General features: G+C 69.8%; 21 protein-coding genes and 3 pseudogenes. 11 read left to right on the top strand and 13 right to left on the bottom strand.

Annotated features, from left to right (window positions below; all coding sequences use genetic code 11):
• Positions 1–123 precede the first annotated feature (123 nt).
• The 3 genes and pseudogenes from BLT23_RS42245 to BLT23_RS09205 all read right to left on the bottom strand — a co-directional run.
• Positions 124–447 (bottom strand): annotated as a pseudogene (locus tag BLT23_RS42245) (toll/interleukin-1 receptor domain-containing protein); the annotation flags it as partial.
• A 127-nt stretch (positions 448–574) separates the two neighbouring features.
• Positions 575–736, bottom strand: a complete 162-nt coding sequence (locus tag BLT23_RS40615; RefSeq protein WP_176946660.1) for a hypothetical protein — start codon at positions 734–736, stop codon at positions 575–577.
• Complete coding sequence (locus BLT23_RS09205) at positions 705–1,631, bottom strand: class I SAM-dependent methyltransferase (protein ID WP_090047554.1); 927 nt, start codon at positions 1,629–1,631, stop codon at positions 705–707. The genes BLT23_RS40615 and BLT23_RS09205 overlap by 32 nt, the downstream gene beginning before the upstream one ends.
• Before the next feature lie 57 nt (positions 1,632–1,688).
• Here BLT23_RS09205 and BLT23_RS09200 point away from each other — a divergent pair, with 57 nt between their 5' ends.
• Entirely contained in the window at positions 1,689–2,573 is an 885-nt protein-coding gene (locus tag BLT23_RS09200) for a DUF5829 family protein (RefSeq protein WP_090047552.1), read from the top strand.
• A 71-nt stretch (positions 2,574–2,644) separates the two neighbouring features.
• Here BLT23_RS09200 and BLT23_RS09195 read toward each other — a convergent pair whose 3' ends face one another.
• On the bottom strand, positions 2,645–4,081 hold the full coding sequence (locus BLT23_RS09195; RefSeq protein ID WP_090047550.1) for an amidohydrolase family protein: 1,437 nt from the start codon (positions 4,079–4,081) through the stop codon (positions 2,645–2,647).
• A gap of 89 nt (positions 4,082–4,170) precedes the next feature.
• On the bottom strand, positions 4,171–5,238 hold the full coding sequence (locus tag BLT23_RS09190; protein ID WP_143035870.1) for a sugar ABC transporter substrate-binding protein: 1,068 nt from the start codon (positions 5,236–5,238) through the stop codon (positions 4,171–4,173).
• Between the two features lie 128 nt (positions 5,239–5,366).
• Between BLT23_RS09190 and BLT23_RS09185 the strand changes: the two genes are divergently transcribed.
• Positions 5,367–7,328, top strand: coding sequence for a putative bifunctional diguanylate cyclase/phosphodiesterase (locus BLT23_RS09185; protein ID WP_090047546.1), 1,962 nt, complete (start codon positions 5,367–5,369; stop codon positions 7,326–7,328).
• 10 nt (positions 7,329–7,338) lie between these two features.
• On the opposite strand, the gene BLT23_RS09180 is transcribed toward BLT23_RS09185, so the two are convergent.
• Together BLT23_RS09180 and BLT23_RS09175 are read right to left on the bottom strand one after the other, a co-directional pair.
• Positions 7,339–8,658 (bottom strand): M28 family peptidase, encoded by a 1,320-nt coding sequence (locus tag BLT23_RS09180; RefSeq protein ID WP_090047543.1) that lies wholly within the window; start codon positions 8,656–8,658, stop codon positions 7,339–7,341.
• A 322-nt stretch (positions 8,659–8,980) separates the two neighbouring features.
• Positions 8,981–9,991, bottom strand: a complete 1,011-nt coding sequence (locus BLT23_RS09175; RefSeq protein ID WP_143035869.1) for a YbaB/EbfC family nucleoid-associated protein — start codon at positions 9,989–9,991, stop codon at positions 8,981–8,983.
• 186 nt (positions 9,992–10,177) lie between these two features.
• Between BLT23_RS09175 and BLT23_RS09170 the strand changes: the two genes are divergently transcribed.
• Together BLT23_RS09170 and BLT23_RS09165 are read left to right on the top strand one after the other, a co-directional pair.
• On the top strand, positions 10,178–10,564 hold the full coding sequence (locus tag BLT23_RS09170) for a GNAT family N-acetyltransferase (protein ID WP_218133686.1): 387 nt from the start codon (positions 10,178–10,180) through the stop codon (positions 10,562–10,564).
• Between the two features lie 39 nt (positions 10,565–10,603).
• Positions 10,604–11,632, top strand: a pseudogene (locus tag BLT23_RS09165) (IS630 family transposase).
• A gap of 98 nt (positions 11,633–11,730) precedes the next feature.
• Here BLT23_RS09165 and BLT23_RS09160 read toward each other — a convergent pair.
• Together BLT23_RS09160 and BLT23_RS42240 are read right to left on the bottom strand one after the other, a co-directional pair.
• Positions 11,731–12,135 carry a hypothetical protein gene (locus BLT23_RS09160; RefSeq protein ID WP_143035868.1) on the bottom strand — a complete coding sequence of 135 codons (405 nt, stop codon included), beginning with the start codon at positions 12,133–12,135 and terminating at the stop codon, positions 11,731–11,733.
• A gap of 22 nt (positions 12,136–12,157) precedes the next feature.
• Positions 12,158–12,484: a polymorphic toxin type 43 domain-containing protein gene (locus BLT23_RS42240; protein WP_425434364.1), complete on the bottom strand. Its 327-nt coding sequence runs from the start codon at positions 12,482–12,484 to the stop codon at positions 12,158–12,160.
• On the opposite strand from BLT23_RS42240, the pseudogene BLT23_RS09150 reads away from it, so the two are divergent.
• Positions 12,449–12,802, top strand: a pseudogene (locus BLT23_RS09150) (transposase); the annotation flags it as partial. The gene BLT23_RS42240 and the pseudogene BLT23_RS09150 overlap by 36 nt on opposite strands.
• Here BLT23_RS09150 and BLT23_RS09145 read toward each other — a convergent pair.
• Both BLT23_RS09145 and BLT23_RS09140 read right to left on the bottom strand, forming a co-directional pair.
• The gene (locus tag BLT23_RS09145) at positions 12,799–13,107 is read right to left on the bottom strand and encodes a hypothetical protein (RefSeq protein WP_090047531.1); all 309 of its coding nucleotides are present in this window, start codon (positions 13,105–13,107) and stop codon (positions 12,799–12,801) included. The pseudogene BLT23_RS09150 and the gene BLT23_RS09145 overlap by 4 nt on opposite strands.
• 15 nt (positions 13,108–13,122) lie before the next feature.
• Complete coding sequence (locus BLT23_RS09140; RefSeq protein WP_090047529.1) at positions 13,123–13,695, bottom strand: PadR family transcriptional regulator; 573 nt, start codon at positions 13,693–13,695, stop codon at positions 13,123–13,125.
• A 58-nt stretch (positions 13,696–13,753) separates the two neighbouring features.
• Between BLT23_RS09140 and BLT23_RS09135 the strand changes: the two genes are divergently transcribed.
• Positions 13,754–14,158: a nuclear transport factor 2 family protein gene (locus BLT23_RS09135; RefSeq protein WP_090047528.1), complete on the top strand. Its 405-nt coding sequence runs from the start codon at positions 13,754–13,756 to the stop codon at positions 14,156–14,158.
• Here BLT23_RS09135 and BLT23_RS09130 read toward each other — a convergent pair.
• Both BLT23_RS09130 and BLT23_RS09125 read right to left on the bottom strand, forming a co-directional pair.
• Positions 14,155–14,889: a class I SAM-dependent DNA methyltransferase gene (locus BLT23_RS09130; protein WP_090047527.1), complete on the bottom strand. Its 735-nt coding sequence runs from the start codon at positions 14,887–14,889 to the stop codon at positions 14,155–14,157. The genes BLT23_RS09135 and BLT23_RS09130 overlap by 4 nt on opposite strands.
• A gap of 10 nt (positions 14,890–14,899) precedes the next feature.
• Positions 14,900–15,391 carry a nucleotidyltransferase domain-containing protein gene (locus BLT23_RS09125; RefSeq protein ID WP_090047525.1) on the bottom strand — a complete coding sequence of 164 codons (492 nt, stop codon included), beginning with the start codon at positions 15,389–15,391 and terminating at the stop codon, positions 14,900–14,902.
• A gap of 184 nt (positions 15,392–15,575) precedes the next feature.
• On the opposite strand from BLT23_RS09125, the gene add reads away from it, so the two are divergent.
• The 5 genes from add (at position 15,576) to BLT23_RS09100 (ending at position 20,397) form a co-directional block, all read left to right on the top strand.
• A complete protein-coding gene (add, locus tag BLT23_RS09120) occupies positions 15,576–16,577 on the top strand; it encodes an adenosine deaminase (protein WP_090047524.1) in 1,002 nt (333 codons plus the stop codon).
• Positions 16,578–16,728: 151 nt separating this feature from the next.
• Positions 16,729–17,598, top strand: a complete 870-nt coding sequence (locus BLT23_RS09115) for an SGNH/GDSL hydrolase family protein (RefSeq protein ID WP_176946659.1) — start codon at positions 16,729–16,731, stop codon at positions 17,596–17,598.
• Positions 17,599–17,746: 148 nt separating this feature from the next.
• A complete protein-coding gene (locus tag BLT23_RS09110) occupies positions 17,747–18,655 on the top strand; it encodes a helix-turn-helix transcriptional regulator (RefSeq protein ID WP_090047520.1) in 909 nt (302 codons plus the stop codon).
• 96 nt (positions 18,656–18,751) lie between these two features.
• Positions 18,752–19,120: an STAS domain-containing protein gene (locus BLT23_RS09105; protein WP_176946658.1), complete on the top strand. Its 369-nt coding sequence runs from the start codon at positions 18,752–18,754 to the stop codon at positions 19,118–19,120.
• An 11-nt stretch (positions 19,121–19,131) separates the two neighbouring features.
• A complete protein-coding gene (locus BLT23_RS09100; protein ID WP_090047516.1) occupies positions 19,132–20,397 on the top strand; it encodes a prolyl oligopeptidase family serine peptidase in 1,266 nt (421 codons plus the stop codon).
• The last annotated feature ends 8 nt before the right edge of the window (positions 20,398–20,405 follow it).

Genomic DNA, 20,405 nt, shown 5'->3' with positions numbered 1-20,405 from the left:
CGCGTCACGGCCCCCGTCCAGCTCCGCGATCAGCCCGCGCACGTCGGACTCGAACGTCCGGTGCCGCACCTGCCAGTACATCGAATGGCTCAGCAGGGTGATGTCGTGCGGAAGCGAGTCGGGCGTCGGCAGCGGGGTGTTGTCCAGCAGCACCGGCACGACCGTCATGTCGCGCTGGAACGCCATCCGCAGCTCGGTGCGCACCCAGTCGCGTTCGTCGTCCAGACACCGTCCGCCGTTCACGCTCGTGATGGTCAGCCAGGACGGGCCGATCACCGCCAGCACGACGTCCGCGCGTTCGAGCTCGCGCCGGATCCGGCGCGGGTAGACCGAGCCGAGGGGGAGCGAGTCGCGGTCGCGGAACACGTTCTCCTCGCCGTAGTGCTGGGCGAGCAGCTTGGACAGCGACGCCGTCGCGTGGACGCTGTCCTTGATCCGGTAGCTCACGAAGATCCGTCGCACGACTCACCTTCCCGCCGGGGCCGCGATGGGGCGCGATCCTGTCCGCCTACATCGCGGCCTCCGATCAGGCTGTTAGCGGTAGTAGTGGACAGAATCTGGACAGTTGCCCGCCTCAGTAGAGCGTGCGCAGGAACGCCGGCCCGCCCTCCTCCGCATTGAGGCCCTTCTCCACGAACGCGATGTTGTGGTGGAACGCGATCCCCGTGATGCTGCGCTGCAACGGCGTGCCCTGCCCGCGCGGGTCACCGGTCTCCGCGTGGTTCAGTCCATCCACAAAGGACTTGAGCAGGCCGATCGACGTGCCGTCCGTGCCCTCCGGGTGCCCGCCCCAGGAAGGCCAGTACGCGGTCTGCAGGTCCTACCACGTACAGGCCGCCGGACCGCACGTGCGGGAACAGGGCGTGGAACGACGTCCGCACGTGGTCGTTGAGGTGGCTGCCGTCGTCGATGACGATGTCGAACGGGCCCAGCTCACGGCCGAGCCGGTCGAGGAACTCCGCGTCGGACTGGTCGCCCCGCACGGTCGTGATCCGCGGGCCGCGGACGTTCTTGTGCGCGATGTCCAGGCCGACGACGAGGCCGCGCGGGAAGAACCGCTCCCACATCCGCAGCGAGCCACCGCCGCGGTCGGGGTCGTCATACCCGCCGATGCCGATCTCCAGCAGCCGCACGGGTTCCGTGCGCAGGCGGGCGAAGTGGCGTTCGTAGTGCTGCGTGTACCAGTGCAGGTCGCCCCACTTGTCGGTGCCGAGCTCGACGGCCAGCTCGCCGAGGTCCCGCCGCTGAGGCCGCAGCGCGGACAGCAGGCCCTGCACGGCCTGCGGGACGCCCTTGCGGTCGGCGAACCAGCCTGCGATACCGCGTTCGTCCATCTCGGGGTCGGGGGTGCGCACGGAGAGGCTCGACCACGGCCGTCCGGCGTAGAGGCCGCGCACCGCGTCGGCCAGGCCGAGGGTGACGACGACGTCCGAGTCCGTCCGGAGATGGCTCGTCGTCACGCCGTCGAAGACGAGGTCCAGCCGGACGTCGTGCTCGCCGGTCTCCGCCACCACCTCCGCGGCGACCGCCTGCGGGGTGAGGCCGCGGATCGTGGCGTCGAGCAGGTCCGGACCGGCGGTCGCGGCCTGCAGCAGAGGAGCGAGAACCGTCCAGCGGGCGGTGTCGAGCACAAGGTCCCCCTCGGTGACTTGAGTCCGGCTTGAGCGCGTGCGACTTACCATCCCCGCATGGGGATCCGACGAGTTTCACACACGATCTTGGCGGTGTTGCTGGTGCTGGTGGCAGCCGCTCCGGTCCTGGCGCAGGTGCGGCAGTCGCTGCACTACAACCACGCCTGGGGAACCTTCGACCGCGCCACGGCCGACGCCGTCGAGCGGTCCGCGTACCTGCGGGAGTTCGCCGACTTCGAGGTGCGCACCACGACCGGCGCGGACGGCAGGGTCTGGACGGGCCGCTACCTGCGCGGCAGGGAGACCTACCTGGAGGTCTTCGGCGTCGGCGACGTCGACGGCAGGGACGGCGAGCTGGGCGCCGCCGCGCTCGCCCTCTCCACCGAACGCGACGGTGAGGTCGAGGACCTCGAGGACCGGCTGCGCGCGGAAGGCGTGACGCCGATCCGGTTCCTGCAGACCCGCGACTTCGGCGACGGCGTGCCGGTGCCGTGGTTCGACTCGGTCTTCCTGACCGACGCCCACGACAGGTTCGGCGCCTGGGCCATGGAGTACCGCGGCGAGTACCTGGACGACCCGCGCAGCGAGGCGGGCCCCGCACGGTTCCCCGGTGACGTCAGCCGCGAGCGCTACCTGCCCGACGACTACCGCGACAAGCTGATGCGCGACATCACGCTGATCCGCTTCGCCGTCACGGCCCCGGACCTGGCGGATGTGCTCCCGTTGCTGGAGGCGGGAGGTCTCGTGCCGAAGGCCGACGAACGCGGCGTCGTCGTGACCCGCGGTGACACGACGATGCGGTTCGACGTGGTGCCGATGGGCAGGACGGGGCTCAAGCACGTCGAGTTCGAGCTCAACCGCGCCGTCGCGCGGCACGTCGTGCGGCTCGGCACGTCGACGTTGGTCGTGGGACCCGGCAAGAGCGCCGTCTGGACCTTCTGACCCCTGCTGTTCTCACGGATGCCCCTGTGACGTGGCCCGGAACGCTCTGCCGTTCCGGGCCACGGCCTTCTCTACGCCGGCGGCGCCAGGATCCCGCCCGCCGCCGTGCGGATGCGCAGCGAGGACGCCTTCGCCTCCCGCACGATCCGGTCGACGTCGTAGGCGACCAGCCGGCCACCGCGCTTCACGATCCGGCCGTCCGAGAACACCGTGTCCACGTTGGCCGGGGTCGCCGCCTGCACCAGCGTGGTCTCGGTGAGACCGCCCGGTGCGAGGTTGATGTCGTCGCTGCGCACCAGGACGACGTCGGCGCGCTTCCCGACGGTGATCGACCCGGTGACGTCGCCGAGCCCCAGCGCACGGGCGCCGTTCAGCGTCGCCATCGTCAGCACGTCACGGAACCCGATCTCCGGCAGACCGGCGGAAGGCGTGCCCTGCCAGGGGATGCCGGTGTTCCAGACGACCCGCATGGCCTCGAACATGTCCGACGGCGCGATGGACGTAGCGTCTGACGACAGCGACACCGGCACGCCCGCCCGGCGGAACCGCAGCAGCGCGTCGCGGGGGTCGCCCGCAGCGCCGAGCCGGAACTCCGAGTGCGGCGACCAGCTCAGCGGCGTCCCGGTCCGCGCCATCACCTCCATGTCGCCGTCCAGCGCCGTGACGTAGTGCGTCAGCAACGTCTTCGGGCCCAGCCAGCCCCGCCGCTCGTAGTCCGCGGCGTCCACGATCCGCGGCGGCGACTGGCCCGCGTGGATCGCGACCGGCAGATCGCGGCCGAGAGCGGCGTCCATCTCCGCGAAGAACGCCGGCTCGTCGCTCTGGGACAGCCCGCGCACGCAGATCCCGAGATGCACCAAGCCGTCGAACGCGCTGTCGTCGGCGAAGTGCTGCTGCCGCACGCGATCGATGTCCGCGAAGTCCATCGGCACGTCACGCGGCATCTGGTCGACGTGGCCGTAGGAGAACCGGGCTCGCAGCAGTCCGTCGCGGTGGGCGCGCAGCTCGGCGTCGGCGTGCGCGGGGGAGCGGGTGTTGTTGGACCAGTTGTGCACGGTCGTCACGCCCGCGTTCGCCAGTTCGGCCAGGCCGAGCAGGACGCTGCGGTAGACGTCCTGCGGCGAGTACAGGGTGGACGTGGCGCGTTTCGCCGCGAAGTACGGGAACCCGTCGGCCACGAAGTTGCGGCCGAGCGCGCTCCACATGTGGAAGTGCGTGTTGACGAAACCGGGCATCACGATCATGCCGGTCGCGTCGACGACCGTGGCGCCGCGAGCGTCCAGCCGGGTGCCCACGGCGGCGATCCTGCCCTTGTTGATCAGGACGTCCGCCCGCGGCAGCACACCGAGCTTCTCGTCGACGGTGACGACGGCACCACCCCTCACCAGGTACCGGTCGCGACGGGCGGGGCCGGCTGGTCCGGAGGCGGCGGAGGTGGCGGGAACGGCGGTGGCCGAGACCGCGAGCGCGGCACCGACGGATTTCGCCAGTGTCCTTCGGTTGATCATGCGAGACCCTCCAATGGCGGGAAAATCCGCATGGTCGCCCACGGTCCGGCGGGTGTCACCGAGGCGCAGGACCCGCTGCGCCGGTCGGGTCAGCGGGCCTGGTCGAGTGGACGCAGGTACCTCATCGGGTTCGCCGTGAGGGCCTCGATCCGCGGCCGTGCCGCCTCCAGCCGGGCGGCCGTGCTCGCCTGACGCCGGATGATCTCGTCCACGTTCGACGACTCCACGACGAGCCCCGGCGCCACGAACCAGCCCTCCGGCAGCTTGCGGCCGCTCTTCGCGTGCTGGGCGAGCATCCACCCCGCGACCGCGCCCTTGAGGAAGTGCTCCGCCGAGATCGTCGCGAACAGGTGGCCCTCCTTGACGCCCTGCAGCGCCTTCGGGTCGATGCTGAACGACGCCGCCAGCCACTTACCGTCTTTCTCCGCGTGCACGGCGGCGAGGTTGACCGCGTCGACGTCGCCCGCGCCCAGCAGCGCGAGCGCGTCGGGGTTCGCGTCGGCGAGCCGCCGCCAGGTCGCGAGGTTCGTCGTGGCGTCGCGGCCGGTGTCGAGTGGTCCGATCACCCGCAGGTTCGGCAGCCGTTCGAGCAGCCGGGTCCGCATCCCGAGCACCCGCTGGTCGAGCGCGGGCATCGCGGGGGAGTTGCTGCCGATCACGATCTTGCCGGAGGCGCCGGGCGGCAACCGGTCCGCGGTCGCGTCGGCGAGCGTCCTGCCCAGGTCGAAGCCGTCGTTCTCGATCATGAACTCGACGCCGGTGCCCGGCGCGACCTGGCCGCCCGCGACCGCCATGACCGGAACGCCCTGCTCCACGACCCGCGCCAGCGGCTCGGCCATGATCTCCGGCGCGACCGCGGAGACCCCGATACCGCCCGTGGCCCTGGTGGCGAGGTCGCGCAGGAGCTCGATCTGCTTGAGCCCGTCGTGCGTGTCCGGTCCCGTCAGCTCGGTCCGCACGCCGCCCGCGATCTCCGCGCCCGCGCGGAAGCCGTCGCTCATCTCGCGGGAGAAGTCGCGGCTCGTGTTCTGCGCGAGGAACCCGATTGTGGGCGGGTCATCGGACGTCTGGCCGGTCCCGCACCCGCTCACCCCCGCCACGAAGACCAAAACCGCAGGCAGGACGACACGGACACCGCGCACCACGGAAACGCCCAATCAGTTGACCCCGGAAAGCCGTCAAGGCTAGTGCACGCCGCACCGCTGTGTCGGCTTGCGTGCGATCCTTTGGCTGCGTACCAATAGCTCTTTCGCCGGAAAGCCATGTCCACACGAGGCGCTCACAGATGCTGTCCAACTGGGTCGAGGCCCGCTCCACCGCGCACACGACCGTTCTCAGCCTGACGATCGGTCTCGCCGCGCTCGCGGGCCTCGCGCTGTGGACGAGCCTGAGCATGCAGCGCGCCGCCGACCACCTGCACGAGCTCAACGAGATCAGCGACCACTGGGGTCTCGTCGTGCAGAACGTCGACGTCGCCGACCACGCGCTCGCGGACTACCTCCGTTCCGGCACACCGGTGATGCGCACACCCGTGTCCAACGCGGCCGGTGCCGCAGGCGACAGCCTGAGCTGGCTGAAGGAGCACGGAGGTCCCGCCGACGTCCGGGCCGCCACGATCGTGAGCGGGCTGTACGGCGACTACTCGGCGTTGCTGCGCGAGACGGTCGCGGCCGGCGACCGCGGCGACGCCACCGCCGCGTTCCAGAAGGCCGACCAGGCCGAGCTGACCCTGGCCTCCGTGCGCAAGCAGCTCTCCACGGTGGTGCAGCTCAAACGCCTGGAGACCACCGACTACCTGCGGTCGGCCGAGGAGCGCAACGGACAGCTGCGGCTCGCCGCCGTCATCGCGTTCGCCGTCGACCTCGGCCTCGTCGCGCTGTGCGGGGCCGTCCTGATCGGACACCGGCGCAAGATCCTGCGCCAGGCCGCGAAGAGCGAGCACGAGGCGATGCACGACGCGCTCACCGGCCTCGCCAACCGCACCCTGCTCGTCCACCGCGCGGGGGAGGCGATCGAGCACGCCCGGCGCACCGGCGACCCGCTCGGCCTGTTCCTGATCGACCTCAACCGCTTCAAGCCGATCAACGACACCCTCGGCCACGCGTTCGGCGACCGGCTGCTCCAGCACGTCGCCAACCGCCTCACCGCGGCCGTCCGCGAGATCGACACGGTGGCACGCCTCGGCGGGGACGAGTTCGCCGTGCTGCTGCCGTCGGTGCTGTCCCCCGCGAACGCCCTCGTGGTGGCCGACAACGTGCACAGCGCCCTGCGCGAGTCCGTCGACCTGGACGGCCTGTCGGTCGACGTCGGTTGCAGCATCGGCGTCGCGATCTACCCGACCGACTCGGCGGACGTGCACGACCTGCTCAAGCACGCCGACATCGCCATGTACGCGGCCAAGCGCGCCCGTCTCGGCACGGCCGTGTTCGAACCCGGCGACGACCACAGCGCCGCCCAGCTGACCGTGATCAGCGACCTGCGCCGCGCGCTCGACCACGAGGAGCTGGTGCTGCACTACCAGCCCAAGGCCGACGCCCGCACCGGCGCCGTCTGCGGCGCCGAGGTGCTGTGCCGCTGGCAGCACCCGCGCCTGGGCCTGCTCGGCCCCGACCGGTTCATCCCCGCCGCCGAGGAGACCGGCCTGATCGAGCCGCTCACCCAGTACGTGCTGGACCACGCGCTGGCCCAGTGCGGCGCCTGGCACGCCGACGGCTGGGAGGTCCCCGTCTCGGTCAACGTCGGCGCCCAGTGCCTGCACGACCCCACGTTCCCCGACCAGGTCGCCGACCAGCTCAAGCGGCACGGCCGGCAGCCGGACGCGCTGACGCTGGAGATCACCGAGAGCGCGATCATCGCCGACCCGCTGCGCGCGAGCGACGTGCTGACCCGGCTGCGCGAGCTCGGCGTCCGGCTCTCCATCGACGACTTCGGCACCGGCTACTCGTCGATCGCCTACCTGCGCACGATGCCCGTGCACGAGATGAAGATCGACCGGTCGTTCACGACGAACATGCGCACGGACGCGTCCAGCGGCGCGATCACCCGCTCGTTGCTCGGGCTCGCGCACAACCTGGAGCTGGAGGTCGTGGCCGAGGGCGTCGAGGACGAGGAGACGTGGGACGTCCTCGCCGCCCTGGGCTGCGACATCGTGCAGGGCTACTGCCTGAGCCGGCCGCTGCCCGCCGGCGAGTTCGCCGCGTGGCTGAGCGCCAGGACGATGGACGAGCTGACCGCTCCCACGCCGTGACCCCGCGGCTTCAGCGTTCGGTCGCCAGCCGGTAGGCCGCCGACCCGACCAGCTCCAGCGACACCTGCAGCCGTTCCAGGCTGATGTTGTCCCTGATGGTGTCCTCCGGCGTGTGGTAGATCGGTTCCAGCTGCGCCGGTCCGCCCTCGCCACGCCAGCTGAAGTTCGCCGCCGCCAAGCCCTTCTCGTGGAACGGCACGTGGTCGCTCGAGCCGCGCGCCACCGGTCCGTGCACCCGCGGGTCGTACCCGAGCCGTCGCGCCGAGGCCCGGACGGCGGCCGTCGTCGCGTTGTCCGCGCCGTCGACCGACAGCAGCCAGTACGCCGTCGCCGGGTCGTGGCTGGTGGCGACCATGTCGTTCTGGAACACGCCCTTGATCCGCGCCAGCTCCTCCGGCGTGAGCTGCGAGACGTAGTGCCGCGACCCGAGCAGCCCCTGCTCCTCCGATCCCCACAGAGCGAACCGCAGCGTCCGGTAGGTCGGCAGGTGCCGCAGCACCCGCGCCAGCTCCAGGCACAGCACGGTGCCGCTGCCGTCGTCGTTGGCGCCCGGCGACCCCGGCACGCTGTCGTAGTGCGCGGTCACCATCACGACCCCGCCGTCCGGCCGCGGGAAGGTCGCCGGCCGTTCCGCGATCACGTTGTAGGACGTCAGGTTCGGGTGGTGCGTGGTCTTGATCGTCAACTGGCCGGAGCCCTGCGCCCGGAGCTTCTCGGTGTGCACCTGGGAAAGGCCGATCACCGGCACGGCGACGTTCTGGTCGAGGGTGGGGGAGAAGGCGCTCGACTTGGTCGCCGTGGTGGAGATCCGGCCGAGGACGACCGCCACCGCACCTCGTTCGACCGCGGCGACAGTCGGCCCGGAACCGTTGGGGGCGTTGACGTAGAACGCGATCTTGCCCGTGAGGTCCGGCAGGTCGCCGTCGGTCACCTCGACGAACGGCGCCTTGACCGTGACGCCGAGCGAGCCGGACCGCGACGCGCCCGCCTGCCAGTTCTTGTTCACCTCGGCGAGGTACTTGTCCGGCACGGAGAACGGCTGGGCCGTCACCTGGTAGCGCAACGACCGCAGCTCCCGCACCAGGTAGTCGCGGGCGCGGTGCTCCGACGCGGTGCCGCCGATGCGCGGTCCGATCTGATCGGACAGCACCCTGAGGTGCTGCAAAGCGTTGCGCGCCTTGACCCGTGCCACGACCGGGAAGTCACCCAGGCCGAGGTCGGGCAGGTGCGACGCTCCCGGCCGCTGCCCGGTCGCCGCGAGCGCGCTCGCCGGGTTGGCCACGACGGCGGCGACCCCGGCCGCCGCCGCGAGGAAGTCACGTCTGCGCATCTCGTCCCCCATCCCAAGAGGTGCCAGGCACACACCGAAACTAGGCAGGCGAGGAGACGCGGGACAACCGACGAAGGGCCTGTATCGGGACCCTCGTCCGCTCCGAGCACTCCGCCAGAGGTTCTGCCCCCTCCTCCCGCCAGCCACCCGCCCGCGCGTCACCCACCCAGCGCCCCCGCCTGCGCTGCGTGACGTGGCTTGGGAACGCGGGGGCCCTACGTTTCCGTACATGGGACGTAGGGCCCCCGCGTACTACACGGGAAACACGAAAGAGAGTCGCGAGCGGGGCGGGGGGTTACGGACCGCAGTGCTGGAAGCGTGCTTAGTGGAGCGCCTTGGCGGACGCGTGGTCGAGCACCAGGTCCTCGACCTGGCGGCGTGCGTCCGAACGGGCCTTCTGCACGCACGCCATCAGCTGAGCGGCGAGCACCTCCGGCTCGACGTCACGCACCGCCTCGCTCAGCGCGATGCCCGTTGTGACGCCGCTCGAGTCGACCGTGACGCTGACACCACCGCGCGTCGCCTCCCCGCTCACCGACGCGAGCTGCTCGACGAGGTCGAGGTAGCGGCGCTCCTCGCGCTCCACGGCGGCGTTGCGGCTCTCCTCCCACCACTCGACCCGGCGGCGCAGCAGTGCGGCGGCGGTCGCGGGGTCGGACACCGGGATGGTCCACGAGCCGGACGCGGTGTGGACGACGATCGCGTTCGCCTGGGCCGTCACGCGCTGGACGCGGGCGAACGAGACGCCGGTGTCGACGCGGCCGCCCTTCTTCGTGGTCCAGTCGACGCGGTCGGTGCCGATCACCATGCGGGCGCGCTCACCCGGCAGCACGAGCGGGAACGCGGTCGAGGCGAGCTCCAGTACGGGCGTCGCGAGCAACGAGCGGTGGGCCATCCGGGCGAGCGCGCTCGCCGAGCCCGCGCCCAGGACACCGGCCGCGCACAACGCCTTCACCGCGATGGCGGCGCCGGGGCTGAGCCGCAGCGCGATGCCGGAACCCGGCAGCACGCCGAGCACGAGCTGCGCGCCGGTCATCAGGGTGGTCGCGGGCAGCCACGAGTACGGGTCGCTCAACCCGTTGCGGCGCAACCAGGACAGCAGCGCCCACGCGCACGCCGCCGCGGCGACGGCCGGGATCGCCGCCCACCACGGGATGACGCGCTGCCCTGCCGACGTCATGCCGGCGAGCACGACGCAGACGATGCCGATGGCGACCGGCAGCACACCGGCGGAGAGGATCAGCAACAGCCTGGTGCGACGCCAGCGCGAGGCCAGCGCGTGCACCACCTGGGGGTCGTTGCTCAGGGGGATGGAGCGGGGGATAAGTGTCATCGGCGCACCCCTCGTCAACCTCCGCGATGCCACCGAGTGTGACGTGCGGGCCGACCAGGCTTCCCGGCTCACCGCACAACAATATGCCTCATATGTCCAGATCTTGCAAGTAAAGTCCACAATGGACTGTGGCGTCGCGCTTCCGTGTTTGGGGTTCGCCGTGCGGAAAGTGCTTGAATGCCAACCGTGATCACTTATGACACCGATGTCAGCGCGGTGACGGAAGAAAACCTCGCCGGGTTCTTCGTCGGCTGGCCCTCGCCGCCCTCTCCCGCTCGCCACCTCGCCGCGCTGCGTGGAAGCTATCGGGTCGTGGTCGCGTGGTCGGGGGACACCGTCGCCGGGTTCGTGAACATGATCGGCGACGGCGTGCTGACGGGGTTCGTGCCGTGGCTGGAGGTGCGGCCGGAGTTCCAGGGGCGGGGCATCGGCACCGAGCTGGTGCGCCGCATCCTCGCCGAGGGCGCCCACCTCTACTCCGTCGACCTCGTGTGCGACGACGAGCTGCGGCCGTTCTACGAGCGCCTCGGCATGACCGCGCTGACCGGAATGGGCGTGCGCAACCGCCACTAGTGTCCTGAGTCGTTAGTTCGTGTGCAGGCGTAGGGTTCGGTGGCATGCCGAACCCCGAAGCTGCCTGAGTTGGTGCTGTCCGACGACGAGGTGAGCGCGTTGCTGGGCTGGACGCGGCGCAGGAAGACGGCACAGGCGCTGGCGTTGCGGGCACAAATCGTGTTGCGGTGCGCCGAAGGCGGCTCGAACAGCGAGATCGCCGCGGAGTTGGGTGCGCAGCGGGCGACGGTGGCGAAGTGGCGGTCGCGGTTCGTGGCCGACCGGCTCGACGGGCTGCTTGACGAGGCGCGTCCCGGACGTCCGCGGACCATCTCCGACGAGCAGGTCGAGGCGGTGATCACCGCGACGCTGGAGTCCACGCCCGCGAACGCGACGCACTGGTCGACGCGGTCGATGGCGGCAGAATCCCGGGTTGACGCAGACCGCGGTGACACGGATCTGGAACGCGTTCGGTCTTCAGCCGCATCGCCGTGAGGCGTGGAAGTTGTCCAAGGACCCGTTGTTCGTGGACAAGGTCAAAGATGTCGTCGGGCTCTACCTCGCACCGCCGGAGCGGGCGGTGGTGTTGTGTGTGGACGAGAAGTCCCAGATCCAGGCCCTCAATCGCACCGCCCCGGTCCTGCCGATGCGGCCGGGAACACCGCCACCGGCAAGGTCATCGGCCGGCTGCACGCCCGGCATCGCGCGATCGAGTTGAAGAAGTTCCTGATCGCCATCGACAAAGAGGTCCCCGCCGAGCTGGCGGTGCATCTGGTGATGGACAACGTCTCGACACACAAGACCCCGGTGATCAAACGATGGCTGGCCGCGCACCCGCGCTTCACCGTGCACTTCACCCCGACGTCGAGTTCCTGGCTCAACCTCGTCGAACGCTGGTTCTCCGAGCTGACGACCAAGAAACTCCAACGCGGAAGCCATACCAGCGTCCGCGCGCTCAACCGGGACAGCCGCGCGTGGATCGAGACCTGGAACGACGAACCACGGCCCTACGTCTGGACCAAGACCGCCGACCAGATCCTCGACTCCATCGCACGCTACTGCACACGAATTGAGAACTCAGGACACTAGAACGTTGTGCGGCACCTGCCTGTCGATCACCACCCCAGTTGTGCAAGCGGCCCCGCTGGACTTCCAGCGGGGCCGCTTGCGCAACAGCAGCGATGCACCTACGAACTGGCGCGCTGTGCCTGCTCCCGCAACTCCGGAGGCAAGGCATCCGAAGCCGCCATCTCGAGCAGGAGCCCGTCAATGAACCGCCGGTCGAAATTCGGCCGACCGGCCATGTCGACGGCCCAGGAAACGGACACCTGCATCCAGTAGGAGCGGCCGGATTTCCAGGCCGACCCGACCGTCAGCTCGATGAGCTTCTCAGGAGTCGCCACGCCGCTGTCGGCGAAGTTGTCCCACACGCGGGAGAACTCGTCGAGACAAGCGGAGAGATCACGTTCCATGAACGGCCACATGGGCACGAACCCGGAACCCTCGAGGGTGGCCCTGCCCTCCGACTCGACCCCGACACCGATCCGGCCGTCGGGCATGGTTCCGATCCAGGCCCCGTTGCCGCGGTACACCACCGGAGTCCATTCGGACATGTCAACCCCACGGCCTGTAGTCGTACAGAATCCCATAGCCGTTCAAGAACTCTTGAAACTGCTGGCGAGTAGCATTGGTCCACCTGTGTCCGTAGTGACCACTGTTTTCCGTGAAAACCAGGCGACCTTTCTCGCGAAAGAGAGTACCACCCAGCACCGTGGTCTTGTCGGCACCCATTGCCTCCGCGAGCTGCTCATGTGGACTGAGCCCGTTGGGGATTCGTTCACGGTCACCGGCCAGGAACTTTCCCGCGCGGGGTTCGAAGACGCATTCGGTCTCCGGCTTCGGTGAATCGACAAAGAGGTCCCCTCGGACCTGGCCGTGCATCTGGTGATGGACAACGTCTCCACCCACAAGACCCCGGTGATCAAACGATGGCTGGCCGCACACCCACGATTCACCGTGCACTTCACCCCGACGTCGAGTTCCTGGCTCAACCTCGTCGAACGCTGGTTCTCCGAGCTGACGACCAAGAAACTCCAGCGCGCGAGTCACGCCAGCGTCCGCGCGCTCAACCGGGACATCCGCGCGTGGATCGAGACCTGGAACGACGATCCACGGCCCTACGTCTGGACCAAGACCGCCGACCAGATCCTCGACTCCATCACACGCTACTGCACACGAATTAAGAACTCAGGACACTAGACGCCGTCGAGGTCCAGCGTCTGCTGGTGCGGCCCGCCGGTGAACGAGCTGCTGTGCAGCCCGGCCGACCGGCACCGTCCGCACGTCACCGGGGAGGTCGTCGGCTTGAACCGGGTGAAGTCCCAGCTGCCGGTGCCGACGTGGCAGCCGGGGCCGGGCACCTCGAGCCCCAGCCACCCCTGCATCCGCACGGCGTGCACGACGCCCGACCCCTCCAGGTAGCCGTTGAGCCGCCCGGCGAAGCGGTTGCGCGCCTCCTCCGCGGGCGCGGTGAGGGCCTCCTGCAGCAACGAGATGCCGTTCATGACACCGATTCAACCTCACCCGGACGCGTCGAGCCGTGCACCACGCCGCTCCAGCACTGTGAGGCTGCGCGCGCACCACCGCACGTTGTCCCGCTCGAACGACAGGCCGCGCAGCAGGGCCAGGTACGGCCCGACCCGGTCGGCGGTGGCCAGGAACTCCTCCTCGGTCCTGCCGTCGAGGAGCCGGTCCCGCAGCCGTTCGTAGCGCGCCACCTTCGCCTCCGCCCACTGCCGGCGTTCCCGAATCGACGCCTTGACCGCCTCGGTGTCGCCCACGTCCGCCGCCAGCACCGCGACCAGCAGGTCGTCGCGGATCGCGGTCGGCCGGTGCTGCCGGGCCGTGAAGGCGGTCAGCGCCTCCAGCCCGGCGGGCGTGAGCGTGAACATCCGTTTGGTCGGCCGTCGTTCCTGCTCGACCGTGCGCGCCTCGACCAGCCCTTCGTCCGCCATCCGGTCCAGCTCGCGGTAGAGCTGCTGCGGGGTGCACGTCCAGAAGTTCGCCACGGACGCGTCGAACGCCTTGGCCAGGTCGTAGCCGGACGCCGCTCCGTCGAGCAGGGCCGCCAGCACGGCGTTGCGCAGGGACATAGTCGCAGGTTACGGTGCGCCTGACCTAGTCAACAAGTTGAGTATTCGGGGGTTCGTCGTGAACGCATTCCGCAAGGCGGTCGAGGCGCGCGACACCGCGGCCATGGAGGCGTGCCTGGCCGACGACGTGGTGTTCACCAGCCCTGTCGCGTTCAAGCCCTACCCCGGCAAGCCCATCACCGCCGCGATCCTGCGCGGCGTGATGCGGGTGTTCGAGAACTTCCGCTACGAGCGGGAGATCGTCGACGGCCCGAACCACGCCCTGGTGTTCCGCACCGAGGTGAACGGCAAGGAGATCCAGGGCTGCGACTTCCTGCACCTGAACGCCGACGGGCTGATCGACGAGTTCACCGTCATGGTGCGACCGCTGAACGGTGCCCAGGCGCTGGCGGAGGCCATGGGCGCCCAGTTCGAGCGCATCCAGGCCGAGGCGCTGGAAGCGTTCAACGCCCAGCGCGACTAGGCAGCCCCGAGGGCGTCACGTTCGTACACGCTCACGTGCCGCGTGCTGGACGCCGTGAACGGTTCGCCGTTCCAGCCGCCCCACCGCTCGCGCAGCCGCAGCCCGGCGATCCGCGCCATGAGGTCGAACTCGGACGGGTAGGTCAGCCGCTGCCGGATCGGGCCGAACCGGATGCCGTCCGCGCTGATCTCCACGTGGTTCTCGTCCAGGAGCTGCGTGACCGGGTCGTACCGGTTGACGTCCAAGCCGACGCGGTCGAGCTCGAGCGACTCCACGTCGATGAACTGGTGGCGTTCCCGCGCCGCCCAGCTCGGCAGACCGCACTCGATCACGAACACACCGCCCGGCGCGAGGTGGCGTGCCGCGTTCTCGAAGCACCGCACCTGGTCGTCCTGGGTGAGCAGGTTCGTGATCGTGTTGTAGACCAGGAACACCAGCGAGTACGTGCGCCCGGTGCCCACAGAGGACATGTCGCCCATCGTGACGGCGATGTCCGCGCCGCCGGGTTTCTCGCGCAGGCGCGCGACCATGTCGGGCGACAGCTCGATGCCGTCCACCGCGACACCGGTTTCCCTCAGTGGCAAGGCGATGCGTCCGGTGCCGATCGCGAGCTCGAGCGCGTCCGTGCCGAACCGGGCGAGGAACCGCACCGTCTCGTCCTCGTCACCGCGGGGTGAGTTGTCGTAGTTCTTCGCCGTCTCGGGACCGAAACTCGGGTTGAATCCCTTCACCCGTCCGACGCTAGCCCGCGTGCCAACCTGTTTTCGGCCGCAGAGCTCGGAGCAGTGCCACGTCGTGCAGATCGCGCTCCCGCGGCTGGTAGCCCTGGTGGAAGTGCAGCTGCTGTTCGACCGACAGGCATGGCACTTCCACTCCGCCGATCGTGCCGGTGACGAAGCACGAAGCTGGGTAGCGGAACGGCTCGCCGGGCGTGAGGGAGGACTGCTCCGCGCTGCCGTCCGCGGCGAACCGCAGCGGGTGCAGGTCGATCTCCCGTCCGGCCGGGTCGGTGAGCACGAACCGCACGGGCCGCCACGACAGCGTCTCCGCGAACTTCAGGCCCGCCAGCGCCGAGAGAACCCGCGGTTCCCGGTCCTCGCGGTGCAGGAGATCGAGGTCGTCGTGCGGACGGGTCTGCCTGCCCGCCAGCGCGTCCACACCCCAGCCGCCACCGATCCACACGTCGGTGCCCTCCAGCGCGGCCAGGATCTCCAGCACGTCCTCAGCGGTCATGACGTCCAGCCAACAGCGAAACGGGTGAACGTGCCACCCGGCTTCGGCCGGCCCTGCTACGTTGGCGTCGTGCCGGTCTTCAAGCTGCCACTCTACGGCGCCGACACCGAACGCGGCGACCTCGCTCCCTGAGCCGTCGTGTTCCTCACCGACACCTTCCGCCCGTATCTCAGGGAGCTTCGCCATGCGGTCGTTCATCCATGCCCTGCCCAAGGTCGAACTGCACGTCCACCTCGTCGGGTCGGCGAGCGTCGAAACGGTTCTCGAGCTGGCCCGGCGCCATCCCGAGTCCGGCGTGCCGGGCGACCGCGACGAGCTGGAGCGCTTCTACGCGTTCCGCGACTTCGACCACTTCCTCAGGGTCTTCTGGGCCGTCCAGTCGATGGTGAGGGGACGGCGGGACGTCCACACGCTCGTGGTGGGCCTCGCGCGGGACCTGGTGCGGCAGAACGTGCGCTGTGCCGAGGTGACGGTGACGCCCTACAACCACGTCACGGACGGCGTGCCGGTCGACGAGGTGTTCGCGGGTCTGCTGTCCGGGCGGGCGGAGGCCGCCGCGCTGGGCGTGGAGCTGGCGTGGTGCTTCGACATCCCGGGGGAAAAGGGACTGGAAGCCGCCCGCGAGACGCTCGCGTTCGCGCTGGAACGCCCGGAAGGGCTCGTCTCCTTCGGACTCGGCGGCCCGGAGGCGGGTGTCGGACGTGCGCAGTTCGCGCCTTTCTTCGACGCGGCGCGGGAAGCGGGTCTGCACAGCGTTCCGCACGCGGGGGAGACCACCGGACCGGAGACGATCTGGTCGGCGCTGCGCGACCTGGGCGCCCAGCGCATCGGGCACGGCACGAGCTGCGCACAGGACCCGGCGTTGCTGGACCACCTCGCGTCGAAGGGAATTCCGCTCGAAGTGTGCCCGACGTCCAACATCCGCACGCGGCAGGTGGCCTCGATCGGGACGCATCCCGTGCGCCGAATGCTCGACGCCGGTGTGATAATCACGCTGAACACCGACGACCCGCCGTTCTTCGGTGCCACGCTGGAAGGTGAGTACCTGGCGGTCGCCACTGCTCTGGGCATGGGACGCGCCGACGTCGCGCGCCTGGCCGAGAACGCCGTGCTCGCCTCGTTCCTCCCCAACGCGCGCAAAACGCCGTTATTGAAGGAGATCGCGTCCGTCCTCGCCGCGAAATGAAACGGAAGTCCATTCGGTACGGAAGTTGAAACGTGCATCGAGCCTGGTGAGCGCTCTGTCCGTGCACGAGCATCTCGTTTGGTGGCAATGCATGCCGCGATTTCGTGCACCATGGTGGTCCGGGCGCAACATCAACAAGGGGAACTATTCCGTGAAAAGATCCATTGGAGTGCTGGCGGCCGTCGTGGCCGCTTTGGGGATCGCGTCACCGGCACAGGCTTCGTACCCGACCTCGGTCGTGGTGCTGGGCGACTCCTACGCATCGGGCACGGGAGCAGGCGACTACCAGGAGGGAACCGCGGGAAACTGCTGGCGCAGCAACAACTCCTACGGTGAACAGGTGGCAGCACGCCTGCGCGCCGAGGGCAGGCTCGCATCGCTCACGAACGTGAGTTGCAGCGGTGCCGCGACGTCCGACATGGCGGTGCCGTTCAAGGGCCAGCCGGCCCAGCTCGACGCCCTCAAGTCCGACACGAAGCTGGTGCTGCTCACCGTGGGCACCAACGACATCGACTACGCCTCCTACGGTGTGGCGTGCGTGCTCGGCGACTGCACCGGAGCACCCACCGAGGCGATCCTGGCGAAGCTGCCGCAGATGACGAGCAACGTCACCGGCCTGCTCACCGAGATCGGCACGCGCAGCCCGGAGGCGCAGATCGTCCTCGTCGGCTACGGCCGCCAGCTCTCCGACTCGCCGAACCCGCCCGGCGTCGCCCTCGACGCCATCTGCGGCGACGGCCTCGTCACGGCGCAGGAACGCGTCGAGGGCAACAGGGTGACCGACGGCATCGACGCCGCCCTGCGTTCCGCCGTGGAGAACGTCCGCGGCCAGGGCGTGCACGCGACGTACGCCAGCCCGTTCGACAACCCGGACGTGTTCGCGGGCCACGCGCTCTGCGAGGCGGGCACGCCGTTCCTGCGCGGGTTCGACGCGCTGTCGCCGGGCCAGGAGGGCTTGGAGGCGGTGCTGCACCCGAACGTGCAGGGACACACGGCTCTCGCCTCGATCGTGCGGGCCTGATGTCTTGACGCCACGCTGAAAGCGCGAGCTCCTCGACCTGTGCGAGGAGCTCGCGCGGCGGCCTCCGGTGTCCACCGGGGCCGCTCCCGCCGGGAAGTCACCTTCCTGGCGATGGACAACCGCGGGGCCGATCAAGCATCGTGCTGGGGTGGAGCAGGTCGTCGAAGTGCGGGACCTGGACGCGGCGCACGAGGTGTTGTCCGCGGCCTACGCCAAGCTGAGGTTGAGCAGCACGGGCCGGCGCGCGTCCCTGCGGCTCGCCTCCCGGACCCTCGGAGCCGTCCGGTTCGACGAGCTGGACTGCCGGATCGGGTTCGAGGCCGACTGCGAGCCGAGTGACGGGTACATCTTCGGGCAGCTGGCTTGCGGCCGGGTCGTGTACTCCTCCGACGGGGAGGACCGGTTCGTGCGGGGTGGTGACGCGTTCCTGGCGGCTCCGCCGGGGCGGCCGTTCACCGCTGTGACCGGGAACCTGCACGCGTCGATCGTGGTGTTCGGCCAAGCCGTGGTGGACGAGGTCGTCGACGACGTGCGATTTGTCGGCTGCCGGCCTGTCTCGGCGCGGGCCGCCGCTGTGTGGCGGGCTACGTCGCTCCACCTGCGTGACGGGATCTTGCCCGCGTTCGCGGGGAACTCGCTGGTGCTGGCCAACGCGACGCGTCTGCTGGTGGCCACGACGCTGGCCACGTTTCCGCACGCCACCGTCTCGCGGTCGAAGGTGTGGGATCGCAGCGACGCGCATCCTCGGACCTTGAGGCGTGCCATCATGTTCATCGAGAGCAACGCGGCTATGGACATCACGGCGGCGGATATCGCGCGTGCTGCCCGTGTCTCCATCCGGGCGATCCAGTTGGCGTTCCGGCGGCACCTGGACACGACACCGATGGCCTACTTGCGGAGCGTCCGGATGTCGTGCGCTCATACCGACCTGCTTGCTGCGAACGGGTCAGTCACGGAGATCGCCGCGCGGTGGGGTTATGCGCGGCCGAGCGTGTTCGCCGCTCACTATCGTGCCGCGTACGGGGTGCCGCCGTCGCGAACGCTGTGGTCGGGCTGACGCTTTTCGCTTTCGTGGTATCGGGTTCGTTCGTGCTGCTATCGCACGGGTTCGCGGTGAGGTGCAGTGAGGGATGCGCCGATGCGAGGTTCCGCGATGACCGCTTGTGAGACGAGCCCGTTCACCGTGCGGACGTACCGGTCCGGCAACCGGTTCGTGGCCGTGTGCCGGGGTGAGATGGACGTGACCACCTGCGAGATGTTCTTCGCCTCCGTGTTGCCGGGCATCACCGACCCCGCCGTCGACGAGGTGGTGGTGGACCTCACCGACGTGACGTTCCTGGCCGCGAGCGGGCTGCGCAGCCTGTTGCTCCTGCTGTTCGCCACGCACCACACCGGCAGGACGTTCGACCTGGTCAACGCCCAGCCGCAGGTGCGGCGCGTGCTCGACCTGTTCGGGTTCACCACGGTCAAGGCCGGTCTTGTGTGGGAGACGGCCATGTCGCCGCGGGGCGGCCGTCGCTAGCTTGACCGGCTATGTTGCTCCCGCTGGTCCTCGTGCTCGCACTGACCCCGCCCGCCGGGACGATGACGGTCCCCGGCGCCGAACACCAGCAGCTCGCCCGCCTCGCCGACCTCACCACCACCGGCACGACGGCGACCGGGCACACCGACCCGGCCGACTGGGCGGGGCTCACCAGTGCCGCGCTGCCCGTGCCGGACCCGGTGGCCGGCATCCAGATCGACGGGTACTTCCCGGACACCTCGCGCACCAACACCAACCACGGCTGGCACGACTCGCAGTTCGTCGTGCGGCTCCCGGACCGGTGGAACGGCGGTCTGGTCGTCACCGGTTCGCCGGGTGTGCGGGAGCAGTACGCCAACGACCGCGCCATCTCCGACTGGGTGCTGTCCCGCGGCTACGCCTTCGCCGCGACGGACAAGGGCAACACCGGCGCGCAGTTCTACCGCGACGGCCGTGCGATGGAGGAGTGGAACCACCGCTTCACCCAGCTCACCCTCGCGGCCAAGTCCGTTGTGCGGCAAAGGTATGGCCGTTCGCCGAACCGCACGATCGCCACCGGCATCTCCAACGGCGGCTACCTCGTGCGCTGGCAGCTGGAGAACCGCCCGCACCTCTACGACGGCGGCGTGGACTGGGAAGGGACACTGTGGACGGTCGACGGCCCGAACCCGCTGACGTTCCTGCCACCCGCGCTCCGGGCATATCCGGCCTACCTCCAGGGTGAACCCGGTGCGCACGAACAGATGGTGAAGGCGGGTTTTCCCGCGGGCACGGAGTTCCTGTGGGACTACCACTACCGCTACTACTGGGACCTGACCCAGCGGATCTACCGCGAGGAGGTCGATCCCGGCTTCGACGGAGCGCTGGAGGCGGGCATCCCGTTCTGCGCACCGGGAACCGCGCTCTGCGACGCGGACTACTCATACGCCGCCCGGCGCCGCATCGCCGGGCCGCTCGTGTCGCGGATCGACCTGACCGGCAAGGTGAAACGGCCGCTGATCACCGTGCACGGGACGTACGACGTGCTGCTGCCCATCAGCCAGGACTCGGACGTGTACGCGGCCATGACGCCGGACCGGCTGCACCGGTACTACCGGGTCGAGCAGGGCACGCACGTGGACGGGCTGGTCGACGTGTACCCGGACCGGTTGCGGCCGCTCGCGCCGTGCCACCGGTCGGCGTTCGTGGCGCTGGAGCGGTGGCTCGACGGGGTGGCGCCACCGGCCTCGGCGACGCTGGCACGGCCGCACGACGTGCGGACCTGCCCGCTGGCGTGATCTCATCG

Origin of the sequence: Lentzea fradiae (assembly GCF_900100955.1) — a bacterium.
In the GTDB taxonomy this organism is placed as follows: domain Bacteria; phylum Actinomycetota; class Actinomycetes; order Mycobacteriales; family Pseudonocardiaceae; genus Lentzea; species Lentzea fradiae.
Note: the sequence above shows the minus strand (reverse complement) of the source record. Positions and strands in the feature narration are given on the sequence as shown.

What these genes read in the sequence shown, in the direction of transcription:
- BLT23_RS42240 (WP_425434364.1), bottom strand. Translation starts at nt 12,484, where the DNA reads ATGCACGGCCAGGTCCGAGGGGACCTCTTTGTCGATTCACCGAAGCCG.
- BLT23_RS09125 (WP_090047525.1), bottom strand. Translation starts at nt 15,391, where the DNA reads ATGACCGCTGAGGACGTGCTGGAGATCCTGGCCGCGCTGGAGGGCACC.
- BLT23_RS09200 (WP_090047552.1), top strand. Translation starts at nt 1,689, where the DNA reads ATGGGGATCCGACGAGTTTCACACACGATCTTGGCGGTGTTGCTGGTG.
- BLT23_RS09100 (WP_090047516.1), top strand. Translation starts at nt 19,132, where the DNA reads ATGTTGCTCCCGCTGGTCCTCGTGCTCGCACTGACCCCGCCCGCCGGG.
- BLT23_RS09105 (WP_176946658.1), top strand. Translation starts at nt 18,752, where the DNA reads ATGACCGCTTGTGAGACGAGCCCGTTCACCGTGCGGACGTACCGGTCC.
- BLT23_RS09195 (WP_090047550.1), bottom strand. Translation starts at nt 4,081, where the DNA reads ATGATCAACCGAAGGACACTGGCGAAATCCGTCGGTGCCGCGCTCGCG.
- BLT23_RS09180 (WP_090047543.1), bottom strand. Translation starts at nt 8,658, where the DNA reads ATGCGCAGACGTGACTTCCTCGCGGCGGCGGCCGGGGTCGCCGCCGTC.
- BLT23_RS09185 (WP_090047546.1), top strand. Translation starts at nt 5,367, where the DNA reads ATGCTGTCCAACTGGGTCGAGGCCCGCTCCACCGCGCACACGACCGTT.
- BLT23_RS09175 (WP_143035869.1), bottom strand. Translation starts at nt 9,991, where the DNA reads ATGACACTTATCCCCCGCTCCATCCCCCTGAGCAACGACCCCCAGGTG.
- BLT23_RS09140 (WP_090047529.1), bottom strand. Translation starts at nt 13,695, where the DNA reads ATGTCCCTGCGCAACGCCGTGCTGGCGGCCCTGCTCGACGGAGCGGCG.
- add (WP_090047524.1), top strand. Translation starts at nt 15,576, where the DNA reads ATGCGGTCGTTCATCCATGCCCTGCCCAAGGTCGAACTGCACGTCCAC.
- BLT23_RS09145 (WP_090047531.1), bottom strand. Translation starts at nt 13,107, where the DNA reads ATGAACGGCATCTCGTTGCTGCAGGAGGCCCTCACCGCGCCCGCGGAG.